The following is a 15,373-nucleotide window of genomic DNA, read 5'->3' on the forward strand; positions in this document are numbered from 1 at the left end:
ACTCGGCCAAGGACCCATTTTAGCCCCCAAAGCTTTGGACTGGCCCCCGGACTGCCCCTGCTCCCGGCCCCCGGCAGAAAATGTCCTTCTCCTGCCGGGCCGGAAAAGCGGGATGCGGTGCGTCTTCGGTAGGCTGGCGTACGTGACTTTTCCAGTAATAGGTGTAGTTGGCGGCGGCCAGCTTGCGCGAATGATGGCCCCTGCCGCTACAGCACTCGGCTTTGAACTCCGTGTCCTCGCCGAAGGCGACGACGTTTCCGCGGTCTCTGCCGTACCGGCCACGCCGGTGGGCGATTACAAGGACCTGCAGACCCTCCTGGATTTTTCCCGGGGCCTTGACGTGATGACATTTGACCACGAGCACGTGCCCACGGCGCACCTCAGGGCGCTCCAGGAAGCGGGGGTCAATGTCCAGCCTGGACCTGACGCCCTCGTCCACGCCCAGGACAAACTGGTCATGCGGGCTGCCATCGACCGGTTGGAACTGCCCAACCCCGCCTGGGCGTCTGTGGCCAATGTCGCAGACCTGGTCCGCTTCGGCGAGGAAACGGGATGGCCGGTGGTACTGAAGATGCCGCGCGGCGGTTACGACGGCAAGGGCGTCCGAATTGTTGCGTCCGCCGAGGAGGCGGCCGGCGCCGAGGAATGGTTCGCCGCCATGAGTCCCCTGCTGGCCGAGGCGAAGGTGGAGTTCACCCGCGAGCTGTCGGCCCTGGTGGCGCGGACCCCGGATGGCGAAGCCCGGGCCTGGCCGGTGGTCCACACCATCCAGGTGGATGGTGTCTGTGACGAGGTGATCGCGCCCGCACTGGACATCCCGCTGGAGGTTGCCGCGGCTGCCGAGGACGCCGCATTGCGCATCGCGGCGGAACTCAATGTCACCGGAGTGCTCGCTGTTGAACTTTTCGAGACGCCGGGCGCGGGCGCCGGCTTCCTGGTCAACGAACTGGCCATGCGGCCGCACAACACCGGTCACTGGACCCAGGATGGCTCCATTACCAGCCAGTTCGAACAGCATCTGCGCGCCGTCCTCAACCTGCCACTGGGTGCCACCGACGCACTGGCCCCCGTAACCGTGATGAAGAATTTCCTGGGCGGGGAAAACCAGGACCTCTTTTCGGCCTACCCGATGGCCCTCGCCAGCGAGCCGGCCGCCAAGGTCCACTGCTACGGCAAATCCGTGCGGCCCGGACGTAAGATCGGCCATGTCAACCTGGTGGGAAGTTCGACGACGGACGTCGACTCGGTCAGGCGCCGGGCAACGGCGGTGGCGGCCATCATCCGTGATGGACGTGCCGGGGCCGAGGAACCTTCCCCTATCTTCGAGGAGAACGCATGAGCGCCGAAGCCTTTCCAGCCGCCGGTCCCGGTGACAGCCCACTGGTGGGCCTGGTCATGGGTTCCGACTCGGACTGGCCCGTCATGGAGGCGGCGGCCGAGGCCCTCGCCGAATTCGGCATTCCGTTCGAAGCTGACGTTGTCTCAGCACACCGGATGCCGACCGAGATGATCCGCTATGGACAGACGGCGCACGAGCGGGGGCTGCGCGTCATCATCGCAGGGGCCGGCGGCGCGGCACACCTGCCCGGGATGCTGGCCAGCGTCACTCCCCTGCCGGTCATCGGCGTCCCCGTCCCGTTGAAGACCCTTGACGGCATGGACTCCCTGCTGTCCATCGTCCAGATGCCTGCGGGTGTTCCGGTGGCAACGGTATCGATCGGCGGTGCACGCAATGCAGGCCTCCTGGCCGTGCGGATGCTTGCCTCAGGCACGGACGAACTCGCCGCGACCCTGCGCGCCGACCTCCTGGATTTCGCCGCCGACCTCAACGCCGTCGCCTCCCGCAAGGGCGCCAACCTGCGGCAGAAAGTCAGCGAAGTCTTCCCTGACGCGTCCAGCTCCCTTCGGGGCAGCCGTTAGGGCGGCGGGCATGGCCAGCAGCACGCAGCAGCCGGGCGCCGGATCGAGTTTGACCGATCCGGTCCGTTACCCGGCCGGCGCTTCCCCGGCAGTCCGCACAAAGCGCGCCTTTGTGTTGGTCCTCCTGACGCTGCTGGTACCGGGGAGCGCCCAGCTCGTGGCCGGCGACCGCAAGCTGGGCAGGATCGCGTTGCGCGCCACGCTCTGCGTCTGGGCAGTCCTGGTCCTGGCAGTTGTCCTCTTGCTGTTGGACCGGACGCTGGTGATCAACGTCTTCACCAACCCCGTCACGTCACTGGTCCTGGTGGTACTGCTGACGGCCCTGGCTGTTGGCTGGGCATTGCTCTTCGTCAACACCTTGCGAATCATCCGCCCGGTCCTGCTGGCACCGCGGGCCCGCCCCGCCGTCGGGATCGCCCTGGTGCTGGCCCTGGTCCTTGGCAGCGGGTCCCTGGGCTACACCGCCTACCTTCTGAACGTGGGCCGGAATGCGATCGGCAGCATCTTCTCGTCCGGGCCTGCCATTGAGCCGGTGGACGGCAGGTACAACTTCCTGATGATGGGCGGCGACGCCGGCGACGACCGCACCGGTCGCCGGCCGGACAGCCTCTCCGTGCTGAGCGTCGACGCCAAGACCGGCCAGACAGCCATCATTTCCATTCCTCGGAACTTCCAAAACGCCCAGTTCAGTGCGAAGTCCCCCATGCGCGCCATCTACCCCGACGGGTACGACTGCGGCGACGAATGCCTGATCAACGCCATCAACACCGAGGTCACCAACGAACACGCCAATCTCTACCCGGGCGTAGCGGACCCGGGGGCGCAGGCCACCCTGGAGGCCGTGTCCGGAACGCTCGGCATGGACATCCAGGCTTACGTCCTGGTGGACATGGACGGCTTTTCCAAGCTAATCGATGCCATGGGCGGCATCAGGATCAAGGCCGGTGGCTGGGTGCCCATCAGCGGCGAAACCATCGATGAAGCAAATGGCATCCACGGCATGCCCCTGGGCTGGATACCGGCCGGCGAGAACACCCTGGACGGCTACCACGCCCTCTGGTACGGGCGGTCACGCGAGTTCGTGGACGATTATGCCCGCATCGCCCGCCAGCAGTGTGTGCAGCAGGCCATGCTCAAGCAGCTGGACCCGGCCACCCTGCTGTCCAAATTCGAGGACATTGCCAACGCCGGCACCAAGGTGGTGGAGTCCAACATCTCCTCTACCCAGCTGGGCAGTTTTGTGGACCTGGCCATCAAGGCAAAGGGCAAGGAGGTCAAGCGGCTCACCATCGGGCCGCCGGACTTCGACCCCGCATTCTCCACCAACCCCGATTTCGGCCAGATCCACGACCGCGTGGACCAGCTGCTGGCGTCCGCGTCAGGACCCCAGGCAACCGGGGCGGGCGACGACGGCATCAGCGCACCGGCGGCCGGTGCCGGGCACGTCCAGGCCGCGGGGCCCGCCGGGCTGTCCCGGGTCATGACCGGAGGACTGCCGCACGAGTCCACGGCGCCGTCGGACTTCACACCGGTGACCACCACCCCCGACGGCGAGCCGATCACGGAGCAGATGCTGGACGATTTCAAGCGCCACGGCAACGAGCAGGCCATCCGCAACCTCGTGGCCACCAACGGCCAGTGCGCCGCACTGTAGCCGCCCCCACACACCTAGGGAAACGGAACATCCTTGTACGAGATCGAGAACGTCCTTCGGGATTACGCATGGGGCTCGACGACGGCGATCGCCTCGCTGCTTGGCCGCCCCGAATCCGGGCGGCCCGAGGCCGAACTGTGGATCGGCGCGCACCCTGATTCGCCGTCGGTGGCCCACATTCCGGAAGACGGCGGACGACGCCCGCTCGATGAGCTGATCGCCTCCGACCCCGAGCATTTCCTGGGCGCGGAATCAGTCTCCGCTTTTGGCCCCCGGCTGCCCTTCCTGGCCAAGATCCTTGCCGCAGCCCAGCCGCTGTCCCTCCAGGTCCATCCCAGCCTGGAGCAGGCAAGGGCCGGGTTCGCACGGGAAAACGATGCAGGGCTCGACCCACATGCCGCCAACCGGAACTACAAAGACGACAACCACAAGCCGGAAATGATCTTCGCCCTCACGCCGTTCGAGGCGCTGTGCGGGTTCCGCCCGGCGGCGGAGACCCGGACGATCCTGCACCACGTTGCCGGGGCCTTCCCGTCGGCGGACGAGTGCCCTGCCCTGGTGCAGGACCTCTTGTCCGACCTCTCCGCGGCAGACGAAGGAGCTGGCCTCCACGATGCCTTCGAACGGCTCATCACCGGCGGGCAGGCGGTGGCCGAAGCTACGGCTCTGGTGGTGGCAGCTTTGCTTTCAGGTGCTGCCCTGGAGCCGCACGAGGCCGAACTCGGAACCGTCATCAGCCTCAACGAGAAGTACCCTGGCGATCCCGGAGTCCTGATCTCGCTGCTGCTGAACAGGATCTCGCTGCAGCCCGGCGAGGCCGTCTACCTGCCGGCAGGAAACGTCCACGCGTACCTGCATGGCCTCGGCGTGGAGGTTATGGCGTCTTCGGACAACGTCCTGCGCGGCGGCCTGACGCCCAAGTTCGTAGATGTTCCTGAACTCCTGCATACCGTCGATTTCCGTCCGGTGGCGGTGCCGATGCTTCGTGCCGGTACGACCATGATGGACCAGGAAGTGTACCGGCCGCCGTTCGGGGAGTTCCAGCTTCAGCGCATCGAGCTGGGCCAGGACTCCGGCCCCGTCCCGTTGGCCCAGTCCGGCGCCGCCGTGGTCATAGTGGTGGCCGGCGCCGTCTATCTGGATTCACCGAAGGGCGACCTGGAGCTTTCGCGCGGTTCCAGCGCGTTCGTGGCGGCAGCCGAGGCCCCCGTCAACATCCACCGCGCGGCAGGCAGCAACGAGCCCGCGCTGGCCTTCGCCGTGACCACCGGACTCTAGCGCCGCTTAATCAGCGCCTGCGCCCGGCCCGCCGCGCCCTTGACCAGCCGGCGGGCCGCCTGGAGGCCTTTGCGGGCCAACGGCATGGCTGTGGAGTACGCGGGGTAGAACGGCGACAACGGCTTCTCCCAGGTGCCCAGGAGCATGTCCTCATGCTTGGCGAACTGCTTCTTGAAGTCCGAGATGCCGTCGTTCAGCAGGCCGTTGAAGTCATACCGGCTGCAGCCGTCCTCCCGCATGGACTGCAGTGCCGCCCACTTGACCCCGTAATTCACGCGCTGCTTCTGCCCCTCGGCAGACACGCCGCCATAGAGTTCGAACGCGATGGTCCCGCTGCGGGAAAGCCACGTGAAGGCAAGCATCTGTTCGCCGTCAAACGCTGCGATGATGGGCGAGGCGTCCCCCAGGTTCCGGAAGATATCGCGGTAGTACTGGTCCTCGTGGATGCCGAAGCCCGCACGTTCCGCCGTGTCGTGGTAGATGGCGAGCACTTGCTCAAGCTCGGCGTCGTTCTTGACCTTGCGGAATTCCACGTCGCTGCGCATCGCCTTGCGGATGTTGGCCCGCGTTGACTTGGACATCTCCGCCATCAGTTCGTCGTCTGACCGGGTGAGGTCCAGGATAAGAGTCCTGGGGATCAGCACGGTGTTGGCCGATTCCCGGAAGCCGGCAGCGGCGACGGCACCGGCGAAGGCTGAACCGCGGTCCCAGTCCGGTTCGATGCTGAGGGCAACGCCCCGGTGCCGGAGGGCTGCGTGCTCGGCCAGCCGGTTAAGCACCTCCTGCGTATTCTCCACGGTGCACATCGGACCGCGGGGGATGTAAACCAGGGCGCGGAAGGGTGCAGGCAGCTTCCGGACCAGCAGCTGGGCACAGCCGATGGTGTCGTCACCGGCCTTGACGAGGACCCGGTCCACGGACCAGCCGTGCATCGCCTTGGTCTCCCCCCAGCCCCACAGCTGCTGCGGGTGGCCCTGGAACCGGTCGACATATTCGTCCCAGAGGGCGCGGTCAGTACAGGGCACAACGGCAGGAATCATGGCTTAAACCCTATACCAAGGCGTTAACGGCAAAGCCCCGGAGCGCGCGCGGCGCCCCGGGGCTCTGGTATCCGTTTCCGGATGCGGATCAGCTCTTGCGGGCGTAGCCCTCCCATTTGCTGGCCTGGTGCTCGCCGTCGACGAAACGGATGGTGCCCGACTTTGACCGCATCACGATGGACTGGGTCAGGACCTTGTCCTTGGAGTAGCGGACGCCCTTGAGCAGGTCGCCGTCGGTGATGCCCGTTGCGGCGAAGTAGCAGTTGTCGCTGGATACGAGGTCGTTCGTGGAAAGCACACGGTCCAGGTCGTGGCCGGCGTCGATGGCTTTCTGCTTCTCTTCGTCGCTGGTGGGCCAGAGACGGCCCTGGATGACGCCGCCGAGGGACTTGATGGCGCAGGCGGCCACGATGCCCTCAGGGGTGCCGCCGATGCCCATCAGGGCGTCCACGCCGGTGCCGGAGCGGGCCGCCGCGATAGCGCCGGCGACGTCGCCGTCCAGGATGATCTTGGTGCGTGCGCCGGCCTCGCGGATCTCCTCGATGAGCGGCTTGTGGCGGTCGCGGTCCAGCACCATGACGTTGAGCTGGTTGACTTTGACACCCTTGGCCTTGGCGATGAGGTGCAGGTTCTGCTTGACGGGCAGGCGGAGGTCCACCATGTCGGCCGCTTCCGGGCCGGTGACGAGCTTCTCCATGTAGAACACGGCGGAGGGGTCGAACATGGAGCCGCGCTCGGCAACGGCCAGGACGGCCAGGGCATTGTTGATGCCCAGGGCGGTCAGCCGGGTTCCGTCGATCGGGTCGACGGCGACGTCGCACTCGGGGCCGGTGCCGTCGCCAACACGCTCGCCGTTGAACAGCATGGGGGCTTCGTCTTTTTCGCCTTCGCCGATCACCACGACGCCATTGAAGTGGACGGTCTGAAGGAAGGAACGCATGGCGTCGACGGCGGCGCCGTCGGCGGTGTTCTTGTCGCCAAAGCCAACCCAGTGGCCGCCGGCGATGGCCGCGGCCTCGGTGACGCGGACAAGTTCAAGGGCAAGGTTGCGGTCCGGCTCGTCGTGGCCCACCGCAAGGGACGGTGAAATCGTGGAGTACTTCTGGGTCATGGACGCTGGTGACACGTGAACCTCTTCTTCGAGTGGCGATCATTGAACCCGCTTGCCGGTGCAGCAGAGCGGTGATTCCTCTGGTATCGATCATAGTCGCGGCGCCACGCGGCGGGCGGCCCATGACGCGGCAGCGCAATGTGCCCGGACGCCCGCCGCCGCAGCCCGCTGACGCCCGAATGGAACTACGGCTCCGGGATGGGCGACTATAGAGAAGTGAATGACATGCAGGAAGCCACCAGCCCCAACCCCGGCCAGGCCCAGCCCGAAGGCAGGCCCGAGGCCGCCAGGGCCGGCGCGGACACCCCCGTAAAGCCCGTCATTCCGGCGGCGGCCGCCAAGCGGGCCAATGCCTCGGTGATCGGCATGGTCATTGCACTGGTGCTCAGCATTGCCGCGTTCCTGCCTGTGGTCCTGATGAACCCGCAGCCGAAGAGTGACGGCTACCGGCCGGACATCGACGTCGCGTCGGTGGCCCGGAATGCCGCGGATGTGGCCGGATTCACACCCGTAGCTCCGGATACCGGCAACGCCTTCCGCGCCAACTACGCACGGTGGGAGGCCGGGACGGGCAGCGGCGTGCCCACGTGGGAGGTTGGCTACCTGACGCCCAAGACCTCGTTCATCGCCCTCGTGCAGACCAAGAGTGCCAACCCCACCTGGCTCCTCCAGCAGACCAAGAACGCCCCCGTTACCGGTACCCGGAACGCCGGCGGCCAGAACTGGGAACTGCGTGACACCGGCAAGGGGGAAAAGTCGATGATCCTGAACTACCGGGGCAGCACCGTCATCCTCTCCGGCGCCGCCCAACTGGACGAATTCTCCACGCTGGCGGCCGCCGTCGTGACCTCCCTGGACAGCAGCCCGGCCGTCACAGTTTCACCCTCGGCGGCCCCCACGCCGTAAGGTGGGGCCGTGACGACTAACCTGACCCCTGCACTGGCCTGGCGCCGCCTGCGCGAAGGCAACGAACGTTTCGTAAACGGCGAGTCCTCCCATCCGAACCAGAATGCCTCCCGACGCTCATCGCTGGTGGAGACGCAGAATCCGTTCGCGGTGATCTTCGGCTGCTCCGACTCCCGGCTCGCCGCGGAGATCATTTTCGACGTCGGCCTGGGCGACGTCTTCGTGGTCCGCACCGCCGGCCAGGTGATCGACGACGCCGTCCTGGGCTCCCTGGAGTACAGCGTCGGCGTGCTGAACGTGCCCTTGATCGTGATCCTCGGCCACGACAACTGTGGCGCCGTGACAGCCACCAAGGACGCCGTACAGACCGGCGAGATGCCGGCGGGCTTCATCCGCGACCTCGTGGAGCGCATCACGCCCTCTGTCCTGACCTCGCTGCGCAACGACCAGCCCGAGGTCAACGACATGGTGGTGGAACACGTCAAGCAGACCTCGCAGCGCCTGGCGGACAGCTCCCGTGTGATTTCCGACGCAATCGAGGCCGGCCGCACCGCCGTCGTTGGCCTTTCCTACCGCCTGGCCGAAGGCCGCGCTGACTTGGTTTACGGAAACGGCGAGCTCTAGCCACACCGTTAAGGGGGCCGCACGGGACGCCCGTGCGGCCCCCTTAACGGTTTTCGGTGGGACGCCTGGTCGCCATAAGCTAGCCCCATGACTTCCACTGAAGAGTTCCGCATTGAACATGACACGATGGGCGAAGTCCGCGTCCCCGTGAACGCACTGTACCGCGCGCAGACGCAGCGGGCAGTGGAGAACTTCCCCATTTCCGGCAAGACCCTGGAACGCACCCACATTGAGGCGCTGGCCCGGGTCAAGAAGGCTGCCGCCCAGGCCAACGCAGAACTGGGCGTGCTCGACGGCGAGCTGGCCAAGGCTATTGCAGACGCTGCCGATGAGGTGGCCGCGGGCAAGTACGACGGCGACTTTCCCATCGATGTTTTCCAGACCGGCTCCGGCACGTCCTCGAACATGAACACCAACGAGGTCCTGGCAGAGCTGGCCACGCGTGCGCTGAAGGCCGCCGGCAGCGACAAGGTGGTCCACCCGAACGACCACGTCAACGCCTCGCAGTCCTCCAACGACGTGTTCCCCACGTCCGTCCACGTGGCCGCCACGTCCGCGCTGATCAACGACCTCATCCCCGCCCTGGGCTACCTGGCCGAGTCGCTGGAGCGCAAGGCCGTCGAGTTCAAGGACGTCGTCAAGTCCGGACGCACCCACCTGATGGACGCCACCCCTGTGACCTTGGGCCAGGAGTTCGGCGGCTACGCCGCGCAGGTCCGCTACGGCATCGAGCGCATCAACGCCTCGCTCCCCCGCGTGGCTGAGGTTCCGCTGGGCGGCACCGCCGTGGGAACCGGCATCAACACCCCCGCAGGCTTCCCGGAGCGTGTCATCGAACTGCTCGCCACGGACACCGGCCTGCCGCTGACCGAGGCCCGCGACCACTTCGAAGCGCAGGCAAACCGCGATGGCCTGATCGAAGCCTCCAGCCAGCTGCGCAACATTGCCATCTCCTTCATGAAGATCAACAACGACCTCCGCTGGATGGGCTCCGGCCCCAACACCGGCCTCGGCGAAATCGCCATCCCGGACCTGCAGCCGGGCTCCTCCATCATGCCGGGCAAGGTCAACCCGGTCATCTGCGAGGCGTCCATCATGGTGGCAGCCCAGGTCATTGGCAACGACACCGCCATCGCCTGGTCCGGCACCAACGGCGCCTTCGAGCTCAACGTGGGCATCCCGGTCATGGCCGCCAACCTGCTCGAATCCATCCGGCTGCTGGCCAACACCAGCCGGGTCATGGCGGACAAGATGATCGACGGCATCACCGCCAACGTGGAACGCGCCCGCTTCCTTGCCGAGGCTTCCCCGTCCATCGTCACCCCGCTGAACAAGTACATCGGCTACGAGAACGCGGCCAAGATCGCCAAGACCGCCGTCAAGGAGGGCCTGACCATCCGCCAGGCCACCGAGCAGCTTGGCTTCGTCGGCGACGGCGACGGCAAGGTTTCGGAGGCGGACCTGGACAAGGCCCTGGACGTCACCACCATGACGGCTCCGGCGCACAAGGCCTAACACGCCACAGCGTCCGACGGCGGCCGGTACCTTTCGCAGGAAAGGTACCGGCCGCCGTCGTCGTTTAAGTCCCCTGCCGGCTTGCCGAAAAACTTGCACTTGTTTTGAATTAGTGCAAAACTTTACTTTGTGAGTAACAGTGCAACTTCGGACCCCGGCCTTCGTGAACGCAAACGGGCTGCCACCCGGCGCGCCATCACCGCCGCTGCCCGCAGCATGACCGCCGAGCACGGGCTGAACGGTTACACCGTGGAGGAAGTCTGCGAGGCCGCGGATATCTCGCGCCGGACCTTCTTCAACTACTTCCCCACCAAGGAAGACGCCATTATCGGCCACGCGGACGATGACATCCCGTCTGCGGTCATCGACGAATTCGTGGCCGGCGGCTCGGGTTCACCGGCCGGTACCATCTCGCCTACCCTCTTCAGGGACCTAATCCGGCTGTCTTTGCGCCTGGCCGAGGACATGACGGCGTCCGAGGAAGACACCCGGCAACTCATAGGCGTGGTCCGCAAGGAACCGCAGCTCATCCTCCGCATCATCGGCGTCACCGAGCAGCGGGAAGCCCAGTTCGCCAAGGACGTGGCGCGGCGCGAAGGCGTGGCGCCGGACCATCCTGTGGTGCAGATGGCCGTGGTCCTGCTGAGCACCATCGCCCGCAAGAGCAGCATGGCCTATTTCTCCGACGGCAACATCCGCCCTTACCGGGACCTGCTCCTGGCGAACATCTCCGCTGCCAGCCTGCTCTTTTCCCAGCCATTCGACATTCCGGACACCACCGCCGCAGAAGGACAATCATGAGTACCGCCACCAAGGCACCTGCAGGACCACTCCTGCTGACGCAAAAACGCATCTGGATCATCTTTTCCGCGCTGATCGCCGGAATGCTGTTGTCCAGCCTGGACCAAACCATCGTTTCCACCGCCATGCCCACCATCGTGGGCAAGCTGGGCGGCGTGGAACACCAGGCCTGGATCACTACGGCCTACCTGCTGGCTACCACCATCGTCATGCCCATCTATGGCAAATTCGGGGACATCCTGGGCCGCCGCAACCTCTTTTTGGTAGCTATCGCGCTCTTCACCCTCGCGTCCGTCGGCTGCGCACTGGCCACCGATTTCTGGGGCTTCGTCATCTTCCGTGCCATCCAGGGTTTGGGCGGAGGCGGCCTGATGATCCTGTCCCAGGCAATCATCGCGGACATCGTGCCCGCCAAGGAGCGCGGCAAGTACATGGGCCCGCTGGGCGCCATCTTCGGCCTGTCGGCGGTGGCAGGCCCGCTGCTGGGCGGCTTCTTCGTTGACCACCTCACCTGGGAGTGGGCGTTCTACATCAACATTCCGGTGGGCGTTGCCGCGTTCGCCATCGCCTGGTTCGCCCTGACGCTGCCCAACAAGAAGGCCGACAAGCGGATCGACATCCTGGGCGTTGTCCTGCTCTCCGCGGCCACCACCTGCCTGATCTTCTTCACCGACTTCGGCGGCAAGAAGGACGAAGGCTGGGATTCACCCCTCACCTGGGCGTTTGGCGCCGGCCTGCTGCTCTCGGCCACCGCGTTCGTGCTGGTGGAGCGGCGAGCCGAGGATCCGATCATCCCGCTGAGCCTCTTCCGGAACCGGATCTTCATCAACGCCACCGCCATCGGCTTCACCCTGGGCCTTGGCATGTTCTCCGCCATCGCCTTCGTTCCCACGTTCCTGCAGATGTCCTCGGGCACATCGGCCGCCGAATCCGGGCTGCTGATGCTGCCCATGATGGCAGGCCTCATGGGCACGTCCATCTACTCGGGCATCCGGATTTCAAAAACCGGCAAATACAAGATGTTCCCCATCCTGGGTGCCGCGTTCACCATGGCGGCCATGCTGTGGATGACCACCCTTGCCGCCAGCACCCCCATCTGGGTCATCTGCCTCCAGCTGTTCGTGTTCGGGGCCGGGCTGGGCCTGATCATGCAGGTGGTGGTCCTGGTGGTCCAGAACTCCGTCTCCGCGGACCAGATCGGCACCGCCACCAGCACCAACAACTACTTCCGCGAAGTTGGCGCCGCCATGGGTGTGGCCGTGTTCGGGTCGATCTTCACCACGCGCCTCTCCGAGGCGCTGACCAATGCCTTCACGAGTGCGGGAGCCTCCGCCGAGCAGGCCGGGCAGTCCACCCGGACGCTGGACCCGCAGGCGTTGAGCCAGCTCCCCTCACAGTTGCGCGATGCCATTGTGAACGCCTACGCGGATTCGCTGGCGCCCGTGTTCTGGTACTTGCTGCCGTTCATTGCCGTGGCACTGCTGCTGGCCCTGACGCTCAAGCAGATCCCGTTGTCGGACACCGCCGGTATGGTGGCGCGCGGGGAGGCCGTCGGCGGAGAGGAAGCGGAACGGCTCGCCGCCGGGCTGCCCGCCAATACCGCGGGCCGGCCTGCGGACGCCGGCCTGGACGCAGCGCACGCCAAGGACGACGACGGCGAGCTGGTCTCCCCTGGCCGCTGACCGTCGTCGGACGCCCGGCGCAGCCGTGGCCGGCCAAGGCTGCGGCCTCAGGCCGCCCGGAAACCAACAGGGACGCCGCAATCTTGGGGGTTGCGGCGTCCCTGTTCCTTACCACCAACCTTGGCGTCGGGCGCGGAGCCGGGTCCGGGCACTCCTACGCCTCGAAGTAGACGGCTCCAGCCGGCGTCAACGCCTGTCGGATGCTGGTGAGGTGGCCCGGCATGAGCTCGGGAAGCTCGTCCAGTCCGAACCAGCCAACCGCGAGGGACTCGTCATCGTTCACCCTGGCGTCGCCGGACACATACCGGCACAAGAACACGACGTCCAGGAATTCGCAGACGTCGCCGTTCGGGTAGGTCACCGGACCCACCGCCCCCACGGATACCACGCGCTCGGCTTCCGCCACCACGGCCGTTTCCTCGAAGATCTCCCGGACCAGGCCCCGGGCAGGCTGCTCCCCCGGGTCCAGCATCCCGCTGATCAAAGCCCACTGCTGGTTGTCCGCCCGCTGGGCCAGCAGGATCCTGCCCCCGTCATCGACCACCACGCCCCGGACGCCGGGAACCCAGAGGGGGTCGTTGCCGATCTTCTCGCGCAGTTTCAGGACGTATTCAGGTGCAGGCATACTGCCAGCCTACCCAAGGTCAAAGACCTCCCAAGGCCGTACACCTACGCCGGCAGCAGCATGGCGGCCGCGGCCCCTGCCAACATGAACGGGCCAAACGGTATGGCGGACTTGAGCGTTCCCCTGCGGGCGGCCAGGAGCGCCAGCGACCACAGGCCGCCGAGCAGGAACGCCAGGAAGGTACCGGCAAAGAGATGTCCCCAACTGAGGTAGCCAAGGTACATGCCCAGGACGCCCGCCAGCTTCACATCGCCGAATCCCATCCCGGGCGGATAGGCGAGGCGAAGGACGAAATAGAAGAGCCAGAGGATCGCGGCCCCCGCCAACACCCTGACGACCGGCAGGATGGGGTTGCCGTTCGGATCCCCTACGGCCGCCACCGCCCCGCCCCAGGCCGCCACCGCCGCTGCGGCCAGGAGAAGGAATCCCGCCACGGCATAGGAGGGGAACACGATGCGGTTGGGCAGGAGATGGTGCCGGACATCGATAACGGTGAGCCGCACAGCCATCACCACAAAATAGAGGCAGGCGGCCAGCACCAGCCAGAAGGCCACGGGGGTGTACTGCCAGAGGTCGCCCAGTCGTCCGATCACCCCTCGGATGCTACTGGATCCGGCCGTACCGGTCGTAGCGCCGCCGCGTAAACTGTGGATATGTCGACCTGGGAGTCCCGCCGCCGGACGGTTCCGGACCCTCCCGGCACGCCCGTGGACCCGCCAGCCACGTTTCGGAACCTGTGCCGGTCGTCCCCTTGGAAGTGGCAGTCCCTGAGGTTCGAGTACTGGGACCAGCCTTTCGATTCGGCGCCCGGGCCGGGGGTGCCGTTCGTCCGGGCGTGGCTGCGACGGCCCGGGGCGCTGCGGCTGGAAAGTCCGGATGGCCTGGTGTTGCACAGCACCACGGGAATCAATGATTCCCGTGGTGACTTCTACGTCAGCGCCACCCGCAAGTCCTGGCTCCTGCCGCCCCACCTGGTCACCCCCGTGTATGACGACGCCGGACACGTCCGCCGCAGGCCTGAGGCCGCGTACGGCGAACCGGGGTTCGGCAACGGCCGCTTCTCAGCCGCCCTGGATCCCGTTGAGCTTGCGGGCAATGCTCCGGTTCCGATCGAATTCCCGGGCACCAACGCGCTGGAGATCGAGGATGTCCAGCATGCCGAGCACGAGGGCAGGCCCGTCCTGGAAGCGGTGGTGGTCCCGAATGCCGCCTACCACCCGGGGGATGCAGCTGCTCCGCTGTGCCTTCCCGGGCGCACACGTCTCCGGGTGGACGTGGGCACTGGGGTCTGCGTCGCCAGCCGGTCGCTGGAACCGGGGACGGGGGATTATGGGCACTGGATCCGCATCATGGCCGTGGACGAATACATGCTCGATGACCTGTTCCTGGCCCAGTCCATGAACCTCACGGACGTCCGGCGGCATATCAGCTGGGACCTCCCCGTCTGAGTGTGACAGGTACCGGTTGCAGCGATCAGCTAGGCTTCGCGGATGACTTCCCTGAGCTCCATCTGGCCCCTGTTCGACCTTAGGCTGGCCACACCCAGGCTGGAGCTCCGGCCCATCACGGATCACGACATGCCCGCCGCCCTGGCAGCGGCCCGCAGCGGCATCCACGAGGCAGGCCGGAACCCGTTCAGTATGCCCTGGACCGAGCTTCCGGACGACGAACTGGGCCCGAACATGGGCCGCTGGTACTGGCGGTGCAGGGCCGAAAGCGCCGCGGAAAACTGGACGTTGCTGCTTGGCATCTGGCACGAGGGAAAGTTTGTCGGCTGCCAGGACATTGGCGCCAAGGACTTCGCAAGCCTCAAGACCGTCAGCACCGGCTCCTGGCTGCAGCAGTCTGTCCAGGGCCGCGGATTGGGCAAGGAGATGCGTGCCGCCGTCGTTCTGTGGGCCTTTGACTGGCTCGGCGCAGAGGTGGCCGAATCCGAGGCCGCGGCCTGGAACGCCGCCTCCCTGGGCGTCTCGCGCTCCCTTGGCTACGAGTTGAACGGGGTCACCCGCAAAGCCTGGGGCACAAAGGTCGAAACACTCCAGCACGTCCGCCTCACCCCCGAAACCTTCAACCGCCCCGAATGGAAGCTGAAGGTGGAGGGCCACGAAGCAGCGGCGAAGTTCCTGAAGGTGACTTGACTGCACGAGACCGGCCCAAGTCCTTCGCGTAGGAGCGCATCGCCGACCAGAGCGTTGCGCAGGTCGCCCAGCGACCGAA

At 66.3% G+C, this 15,373-nt stretch carries 15 protein-coding genes; 11 read left to right on the plus strand and 4 right to left on the minus strand.

Annotated elements, in window-relative coordinates; genetic code table 11:
- The first annotated feature begins 142 nt into the window (after window positions 1–142).
- Genes ACFVVC_RS21345 through manA form a run of 4 tightly spaced genes read left to right on the plus strand, consistent with a single transcriptional unit; the run spans window position 143 to window position 4,852 of the window.
- Window positions 143–1,339: a 5-(carboxyamino)imidazole ribonucleotide synthase gene (locus ACFVVC_RS21345; protein ID WP_387458090.1), complete on the plus strand. Its 1,197-nt coding sequence runs from the start codon at window positions 143–145 to the stop codon at window positions 1,337–1,339.
- Complete coding sequence (gene purE, locus ACFVVC_RS21350; protein WP_387458092.1) at window positions 1,336–1,920, plus strand: 5-(carboxyamino)imidazole ribonucleotide mutase; 585 nt, start codon at window positions 1,336–1,338, stop codon at window positions 1,918–1,920. Before ACFVVC_RS21345 ends, purE begins: the two co-directional genes overlap by 4 nt.
- Before the next feature lie 10 nt (window positions 1,921–1,930).
- Window positions 1,931–3,574, plus strand: coding sequence for an LCP family protein (locus ACFVVC_RS21355; RefSeq protein ID WP_387458095.1), 1,644 nt, complete (start codon window positions 1,931–1,933; stop codon window positions 3,572–3,574).
- Window positions 3,575–3,607: 33 nt separating this feature from the next.
- The gene (gene manA / locus ACFVVC_RS21360; protein WP_387458098.1) at window positions 3,608–4,852 is read left to right on the plus strand and encodes a mannose-6-phosphate isomerase, class I; all 1,245 of its coding nucleotides are present in this window, start codon (window positions 3,608–3,610) and stop codon (window positions 4,850–4,852) included.
- On the opposite strand, the gene ACFVVC_RS21365 is transcribed toward manA, so the two are convergent.
- Both ACFVVC_RS21365 and glpX read right to left on the minus strand, forming a co-directional pair.
- Window positions 4,849–5,892 carry a lipid II:glycine glycyltransferase FemX gene (locus tag ACFVVC_RS21365; RefSeq protein WP_387458101.1) on the minus strand — a complete coding sequence of 348 codons (1,044 nt, stop codon included), beginning with the start codon at window positions 5,890–5,892 and terminating at the stop codon, window positions 4,849–4,851. The genes manA and ACFVVC_RS21365 overlap by 4 nt on opposite strands.
- An 88-nt stretch (window positions 5,893–5,980) precedes the next feature.
- Entirely contained in the window at window positions 5,981–7,003 is a 1,023-nt protein-coding gene (gene glpX, locus ACFVVC_RS21370) for a class II fructose-bisphosphatase (RefSeq protein WP_387458175.1), read from the minus strand.
- A 225-nt stretch (window positions 7,004–7,228) separates the two neighbouring features.
- On the opposite strand from glpX, the gene ACFVVC_RS21375 reads away from it, so the two are divergent.
- The 5 genes from ACFVVC_RS21375 (at window position 7,229) to ACFVVC_RS21395 (ending at window position 12,531) form a co-directional block, all read left to right on the plus strand.
- Window positions 7,229–7,909, plus strand: a complete 681-nt coding sequence (locus tag ACFVVC_RS21375; protein WP_387458177.1) for a DUF4245 domain-containing protein — start codon at window positions 7,229–7,231, stop codon at window positions 7,907–7,909.
- A gap of 9 nt (window positions 7,910–7,918) precedes the next feature.
- The gene (locus ACFVVC_RS21380) at window positions 7,919–8,533 is read left to right on the plus strand and encodes a carbonic anhydrase (protein ID WP_387458104.1); all 615 of its coding nucleotides are present in this window, start codon (window positions 7,919–7,921) and stop codon (window positions 8,531–8,533) included.
- A gap of 87 nt (window positions 8,534–8,620) precedes the next feature.
- A complete protein-coding gene (locus tag ACFVVC_RS21385; protein ID WP_018761880.1) occupies window positions 8,621–10,048 on the plus strand; it encodes a class II fumarate hydratase in 1,428 nt (475 codons plus the stop codon).
- A gap of 129 nt (window positions 10,049–10,177) precedes the next feature.
- Window positions 10,178–10,849, plus strand: coding sequence for a TetR/AcrR family transcriptional regulator (locus ACFVVC_RS21390; protein ID WP_387458109.1), 672 nt, complete (start codon window positions 10,178–10,180; stop codon window positions 10,847–10,849).
- A complete protein-coding gene (locus ACFVVC_RS21395) occupies window positions 10,846–12,531 on the plus strand; it encodes an MDR family MFS transporter (protein WP_387458112.1) in 1,686 nt (561 codons plus the stop codon). The genes ACFVVC_RS21390 and ACFVVC_RS21395 overlap by 4 nt, the downstream gene beginning before the upstream one ends.
- Before the next feature lie 154 nt (window positions 12,532–12,685).
- Here ACFVVC_RS21395 and ACFVVC_RS21400 read toward each other — a convergent pair whose 3' ends face one another.
- The gene (locus ACFVVC_RS21400) at window positions 12,686–13,156 is read right to left on the minus strand and encodes an NUDIX domain-containing protein (RefSeq protein WP_387458115.1); all 471 of its coding nucleotides are present in this window, start codon (window positions 13,154–13,156) and stop codon (window positions 12,686–12,688) included.
- 44 nt (window positions 13,157–13,200) lie between these two features.
- Entirely contained in the window at window positions 13,201–13,749 is a 549-nt protein-coding gene (locus ACFVVC_RS21405; protein ID WP_387458118.1) for a prepilin peptidase, read from the minus strand.
- A 60-nt stretch (window positions 13,750–13,809) separates the two neighbouring features.
- Here ACFVVC_RS21405 and ACFVVC_RS21410 point away from each other — a divergent pair, with 60 nt between their 5' ends.
- Both ACFVVC_RS21410 and ACFVVC_RS21415 read left to right on the plus strand, forming a co-directional pair.
- Complete coding sequence (locus ACFVVC_RS21410; protein WP_387458120.1) at window positions 13,810–14,604, plus strand: hypothetical protein; 795 nt, start codon at window positions 13,810–13,812, stop codon at window positions 14,602–14,604.
- Between the two features lie 42 nt (window positions 14,605–14,646).
- Complete coding sequence (locus tag ACFVVC_RS21415; protein ID WP_387458123.1) at window positions 14,647–15,294, plus strand: GNAT family N-acetyltransferase; 648 nt, start codon at window positions 14,647–14,649, stop codon at window positions 15,292–15,294.
- Window positions 15,295–15,373: the final 79 nt, after the last annotated feature.

Source organism: Pseudarthrobacter sp. NPDC058196 (assembly GCF_042882685.1).
In the GTDB taxonomy this organism is placed as follows: Bacteria; Actinomycetota; Actinomycetes; order Actinomycetales; family Micrococcaceae; genus Arthrobacter.

Excerpts from the sequence above, each read along its gene's own strand:
- purE (WP_387458092.1), top strand. The coding sequence starts at position 1,336 with ATGAGCGCCGAAGCCTTTCCAGCCGCCGGTCCCGGTGACAGCCCACTG.
- ACFVVC_RS21355 (WP_387458095.1), top strand. The coding sequence starts at position 1,931 with ATGGCCAGCAGCACGCAGCAGCCGGGCGCCGGATCGAGTTTGACCGAT.
- ACFVVC_RS21365 (WP_387458101.1), bottom strand. The coding sequence starts at position 5,892 with ATGATTCCTGCCGTTGTGCCCTGTACTGACCGCGCCCTCTGGGACGAA.
- glpX (WP_387458175.1), bottom strand. The coding sequence starts at position 7,003 with ATGACCCAGAAGTACTCCACGATTTCACCGTCCCTTGCGGTGGGCCAC.
- ACFVVC_RS21375 (WP_387458177.1), top strand. The coding sequence starts at position 7,229 with ATGCAGGAAGCCACCAGCCCCAACCCCGGCCAGGCCCAGCCCGAAGGC.
- ACFVVC_RS21385 (WP_018761880.1), top strand. The coding sequence starts at position 8,621 with ATGACTTCCACTGAAGAGTTCCGCATTGAACATGACACGATGGGCGAA.
- ACFVVC_RS21395 (WP_387458112.1), top strand. The coding sequence starts at position 10,846 with ATGAGTACCGCCACCAAGGCACCTGCAGGACCACTCCTGCTGACGCAA.
- ACFVVC_RS21400 (WP_387458115.1), bottom strand. The coding sequence starts at position 13,156 with ATGCCTGCACCTGAATACGTCCTGAAACTGCGCGAGAAGATCGGCAAC.
- ACFVVC_RS21410 (WP_387458120.1), top strand. The coding sequence starts at position 13,810 with ATGTCGACCTGGGAGTCCCGCCGCCGGACGGTTCCGGACCCTCCCGGC.
- ACFVVC_RS21415 (WP_387458123.1), top strand. The coding sequence starts at position 14,647 with ATGACTTCCCTGAGCTCCATCTGGCCCCTGTTCGACCTTAGGCTGGCC.